At 65.2% G+C, this 5,627-nt stretch carries 6 protein-coding genes; all 6 read left to right on the top strand.

The window, feature by feature from the left end; translation table 11 throughout:
- Positions 1 to 1,413: PQQ-dependent dehydrogenase, methanol/ethanol family (locus tag ACXJL8_RS32135; protein WP_456686232.1), on the top strand; the 1,413-nt coding region annotated here is incomplete at its 5' end.
- A gap of 9 nt (positions 1,414 to 1,422) precedes the next feature.
- Positions 1,423 to 1,779 carry a c-type cytochrome gene (locus tag ACXJL8_RS32130; protein ID WP_456621038.1) on the top strand — a complete coding sequence of 119 codons (357 nt, stop codon included), beginning with the start codon at positions 1,423 to 1,425 and terminating at the stop codon, positions 1,777 to 1,779.
- Entirely contained in the window at positions 1,776 to 2,705 is a 930-nt protein-coding gene (locus ACXJL8_RS32125; protein ID WP_456686231.1) for a substrate-binding periplasmic protein, read from the top strand. The genes ACXJL8_RS32130 and ACXJL8_RS32125 overlap by 4 nt, the downstream gene beginning before the upstream one ends.
- 240 nt (positions 2,706 to 2,945) lie before the next feature.
- Positions 2,946 to 3,971, top strand: a complete 1,026-nt coding sequence (locus ACXJL8_RS32120; protein WP_456686230.1) for an FUSC family protein — start codon at positions 2,946 to 2,948, stop codon at positions 3,969 to 3,971.
- Between the two features lie 110 nt (positions 3,972 to 4,081).
- Complete coding sequence (locus tag ACXJL8_RS32115) at positions 4,082 to 5,083, top strand: Bug family tripartite tricarboxylate transporter substrate binding protein (protein WP_456621041.1); 1,002 nt, start codon at positions 4,082 to 4,084, stop codon at positions 5,081 to 5,083.
- 138 nt (positions 5,084 to 5,221) lie between these two features.
- Positions 5,222 to 5,627: hypothetical protein (locus ACXJL8_RS32110; RefSeq protein WP_456686229.1), on the top strand; the 406-nt coding region annotated here is incomplete at its 3' end.

The raw sequence follows: 5,627 nt of genomic DNA, 5'->3' as shown, positions 1-5,627 counted from the left end.
GGCGTGATCTACGTGACGTCGCACAACGCCACGATGGCGGTCGATGCCAAGACCGGCAAGCAGATCTGGAAGTCCAAGATCGAATATCCCGCCGAGACGCCGCGCATCGTCTGCTGCGGCATCATCAATCGCGGCGCCGCGATCTACGACGGGAAGGTGTTCCGCACCACGCTCGACGCCAACGTGATCGCGCTCGATGCCAAGGACGGCAAGGAGCTGTGGCGGCAGAAGGCGGCGGACATCAAGGAAGGCTATTCGATGACGGTGGCGCCGCTGGTCGCCGACGGCGTCGTCATCACCGGCATCTCCGGCGCCGAGTTCGGCACCCGCGGCTTCATCGACGGCTGGGATCCGGCCACCGGCAAGCATCTGTGGCGCACTCATTCGATTCCCTCACCGGACGAGCCCGGCGGCGACACCTGGAAGGGTGACACCTGGAAGCTCGGCGGCGGCTCGACCTGGATCACGGGGTCTTACGATCCCGAGCTGAACACGGTCTATTGGGGTATCGGCAATCCCGGCCCGTTCAACTCGGCGGTGCGTCCGGGCGACAATCTCTACACCTGCTCCGTGCTGGCGATGGATCCCAAGACCGGCAAGATCAAGTGGCACTACCAGTTCTCGCCGAACAATCCGTTCGACTATGACAGCGTGGCCGAGATGGTGCTCGCCGACATGAATGTCGAGGGCAAGCCGACCAAGGTCTTGATGGATGCCAACCGCAACGGCTTCTTCTACGTGCTCGACCGCACCAACGGCAAGCTGCTCGCGGCCAATCCATACGTAAAGGTCAACTGGGCGACCGGCATCGACATGAAGACGGGCCGCCCGATCGAGACGGACGTTTCGAAGGACGCGCGCGAGGGCAAGAAGGTCACGGTGTATCCCTCGATCCTCGGCGGCAAGAACTGGGAGCCGATGTCGTTCAATCCGCAGACCGGTCTCGCCTACGCCAACACGCTCGCCTTCGGCGGCAGGTACAAGACCGAGCCCGTCACCTTCAAGCAGGGTGAATGGTATCTCGGCATGGACCTCACCGATCTCTGGGAATGGGGCGACGGTCCGCGCGGTCATCTGAAGGCGATCGATCCCATGACCGGCAAGGCGAAGTGGGAAGCACCAAGCGACATCCCGCGCTTCTCCGGCGTGCTCTCGACCGCGGGCGGCGTCGTGTTCTCGGGCGCGCTGACCGGCGAGTTCGAAGCCTTTGATGCCGACACCGGCAAGAAGCTCTGGCAGTTCCAGACCGGCTCCGGCATCGAGGGACAACCGGTGACCTGGCAGCAGGACGGCGTGCAGTATGTCGCCGTGACCAGCGGCTATGGCGGCGTCTATTCGCTGTTCTCCGGCGACGAGCGGCTGGCCAAGGTGCCGCCCGGCGGCTCGCTCTGGGTCTTTGCGGTCAAGCAGTAGCGGCAAGACGTGCTGAAAGAGGTATCTCACAGGACGGCGGCGGTTTTCGCCGCCGTCGCGGCGCTGACGGTCGCGCTTGCGGCGACCGTTCGTGCCGCGGATGACTCGAATGCCAACCCCGTGCAGGTGCAGATCGACCACGGCAAGTCGACCTATGCCTCGAAATGCTCGCACTGCCATGGTCCCAACATGATGAACTCCGGCACCATCACGCCGGATTTGCGCGCGTTTCCCGACGACAAGACGCGCTTCGTCACCACGGTGAAGAACGGCAAGAACAACAAGATGCCGCCCTGGGCCGACATCCTCAGTGACGACGAGATCGGAGATCTCTGGGTCTTCATCTCGAGCCGGAGGAAGCCATGACGGGCTGGCGCACCGCCGCATGGAGCGTTGCCGCGACCCTCACGGCCGCGACGGCTGCTCATGCCGCAGACGGTCCCTTGAAGATCTGTCTCGACGAAGACCGGCCGCCGCTCTCGGTGCATCACCGCGGCAAGCCGGACTCCGGCTTCGACGTGCTGCTGGCGCAGGCGATCGCGGAGCGGATGGGACGACCACTGACAATCCAATGGTTCGAGAGCAAGCTCGACGAGGATTCGAGCCCGCAATTGGAGGCCAACGCACTGCTCTCGGACGGGCGCTGCTCGCTCGTCGGCGGCTACGCGCTGACACAGGACTCTCTCGTCGCGCCCGGCATGAAGACCGCGCGGCTGCCGGATTTTGCCGGCGCCACGCGTGACGACCGGCGCCGCCGGGTCGCGCTCGGCGTGCTCGCGCCGACCCAGCCTTACGTCTACGCGCCGATGACGGTCGTGCTCGGGCCGAAGGCGCGCGGCCGCAAGATCGGCGACATCGGCGATCTCGCCGGCCTCCGCCTCGCGATCGAGAGCGGCTCGCTCGGCGACGCCATCCTGATGACCTTCGACAAGGGGCGACTGATCGACAGCATCACGCATCTCGTGCCCGGCCGCGGCGATCTGCTCGGCGCGCTCGACCGCGGCGATTTCGACGCGACGCTGATCGACCTCGGCCGCTTCGACGCCCATCGCGCCGCGCATCCCGAGACGGCGATCACCGCGTCGGGCTATTATTATCCGATCGGCGCCAATCGCGGCTATGTCGGGCTTGCGAGCGAGCCCGCCCTGATCGATGCCGCCAACAAGGCGCTGACCGCGCTTGCTGYCGAGGGCAAGATCGCCGAATTCGGCAAGCAGGCCGGTCTCACCTACCTGCCGCCGCGCGAGCCCGCCATCCTCGGCGAGGTCTGGAGGCAGATCATTCAGCGGTGAGATAGCTCGTCATTCCGGGGCGCCCGCGCTCCGCCGTCATACCCCGCGAAAGCTGGGCATCCAGTACGCCGCGGCCCATCGATCCGAACACAACCGCCTCGGAGGACAGGATCGCCCGGTCAAGTGTTCAGGCCGGGCGATGACAGCGAGAATGTGGCGAGACTATCGTCCAACGCGCCAAAGCACTGATTTCGTTTCCGTGCTATGTGTTGTGCTTCATTTCGACGCCCCGGTGTCCTCGTGAATTCCCCGGCCATCCCGCCCGCCACAAGCCTGCGCGATCTCCTCACCCGGGAAATCAAGACAAGCGAGCTGCTGYGCGCGCTGATCGTCGTCGGCCCGTTCGTCGCCGCCTATTTCATCTCGCGCGAAACGGCGCTGCTGAATCTCGGGCTGATCGCGGTTTCACTGCTCATTCCCGCGCTGCGGCTGCGGCTGGCGCCGAAGGCGGTCGCATTGCACGACCTCGCGATCCTCGCCACGTTTGCCACGCTCTTCCTCGCTGCCCCGATCAAGCCGCTGTTCGTCGTGCTGACCGCGCTCGCCGGTTTCCTTGCCGTGGCGGTAACGCGCCATGGCGAGCACTTCCGGACATTGGGCAACTGGGTGTTCATCCCCGCCGTCTATCTCGCCTGCGAGGTGCGGGAGGGCGTGACCGCCTCGGAGGCCCTGCGTCATGCCGGCGTGATCGCCGTGTCGTCTCCGATTGCGCTGGCGCTGGTTTGTGGCGTCCAGATGTACGACCAGCGGCGACGCGACGGCGCCTTGACGACATCGTTCGAACCGCCAGCGGCCAAGTGGTTTCTACCCGCGACGGCAACCGCCATGGCGGTCTTCGCTGCGGCGGCGCTGGTCGAGATCCTGGATCTCGACGAGGGGCAATGGGTGATATGGTCGGCCGCAAGCGTCGTCGTCGGAGATCTCTCGGCCTCCACCGACAAGCTGAAGCAACGGGCTATCGGCGCATTCGTCGGCGTCCCGCTCGGCTTTATCGCCGGCATCGCGCTGCCGGAGAGCCGCGTCGGCTATGCGCTCGCGGTTCTCGCGGCCACCCTCACGCTGACCTCATTCTCCCGCTACATCGTCGGATTTGGCCTGCGCTGCTTCTTCATTGCGCTGGCAGCCTCCTTTGCCGGCGGCGCCAGCGGCATCGCCGAGGAGCGCGTCGCCAACGTGATCACGGGCGGCGCGTTCGGCATCATTGCGGTGGTCGTGACCGAAATTGTCTGGCAGCGGGTCGTGCGGAAGGCTCGATCACCGGAGTGAGGCGCGCGCAATCGCAGTGCCGTCCCCTCGAATGCGCCAATCTGTCTCGCCTCCCGCTCGTGGCAGAGGCGGCATGATGCAGTACCTTCGGTCAAAATCAGGAGGGAATCATGTCCGCAAAATTCGATCGCCGCCATTTCATCGCCGCCGGCACCACCGCACTCGCGATGCCCTTCGTCTCGCGCAGCGCCACGGCACAAGGTACATCGCAAGGTACTTGGCCATCGCGGCCGATCCGCATGATCTGCAGCTATCCGGCTGGCGGACAGACCGACCTGCTCGCGCGCGCATTCGGCGAATTCATCTCGAAACAGGTGGGCAAGACCGTCGTCGTCGAGAACAAGCCGGGCGCCTCGGGCGCGATCGGCACGGCTGAGGTCGCCCGCGCGGAACCCGACGGCCATACCGTGCTGTGCTCGATCTCGACCACTTACATCATGAACCGGGTGGTGATGAAGAATCCCGGCTACGACATGGACAAGGATCTGACGCTCGTCAGCGTCATTCCGGGCGCCGGCCTGTTGCTGGTGGCGAACCCGAAAACCGGCGTCAAGACGCTGGAGGATTTCGTCGCCTTCGCGCGCAAGAGCGGCAAGGTGAATTTCGGCACCTATAGCGCGGGTTCCGCCCCGCATATGACGATCAACGAGCTCAACAAGCAGTATGGCCTCGCCATCGAGCCGATTCACTACCGCGGCGAAGCCCCGATGTGGACGGGCATGCTGGAAGGCACGCTCGACGCCGCGATGGGCAGCTACACGGCCGCGCAATCCGTCCTGCAAAGCGACCGTGGCACCGTGTTCGCGGTGCATTCGAAGAAGGTCGACGCAATTCCGGCCGTCAAGACCCTCCCCGAGCAGGGCGCGACCTCGAAGTTCTTCACGGTTAGCGGCTTCTCCGGCTGGGCGGTGCCGAAGGCGACGCCGCAGCCGATCGTCGACCGGCTGGCCGAACTCTGCGTCGCCGCCAACAGCGATCCGAAGGTGAAGGAGGTTCTCAACACCTTCGTGCTCGAACCGGCGATCGGCTTCAAGGAGACCAAAGCGCTGTATCAGCGCGAACTGCCGATCTGGATCGAGAGCGCGCAATCGCTCGGGCTGGAGCCGGTCTGAAGCGGGAGGCAAGGCGCCGGTCGCGCCTTCGCGGCGCCGGCGTCCGACCAAAGCCTAGTGTCGGAAACGCATTTTCCCGCTATGATTGTGCGACGCTGGCGGAAGACCCCGCCGGCGCGGACGAGAAAGGCCGATCGCATGACCCCGGATGGCGTCGCCGTAGCCGTCTTGATCATCCTGCTCTTTCCGATGGGCTATTTCACGCTGGCTTCGCCCGCCTTCCTGCTGGTGAAGCTGGATATCCAGCCCGTCACGCAGCTGCTGCGCGGAATKTTCAATGCGCATTTTCTGGTGATGCGGGTTGCCGGAATCATCGGAGCGGTAGCTTTCCTGCTCGACGGTCGCCTRCTCGCTGCGATGGGCGTCGGCCTGATTGCCGCCTTGGCATTCTACGGACGCCGCTGGTTCATGCGGCGGATGGATGACCAGCTCAGCGCGAGGGACGCCGGCGATGCCGAAGCCACGCGTCGGCTGCGCCGGCTGCATTGGAGCGGAATGTTGGGCAACGCAGTGCTGCTGGTCGCTCTCGTGGCCAGCATTCCCT

Source organism: Bradyrhizobium sp. P5_C11_2 (genome assembly GCF_054049755.1).
This window is presented reverse-complemented; position numbering and strand designations above follow the sequence as displayed.

Coding starts and splice junctions, on each gene's coding strand:
- ACXJL8_RS32115 (WP_456621041.1), top strand. CDS start 4,082: ATGTCCGCAAAATTCGATCGCCGCCATTTCATCGCCGCCGGCACCACC.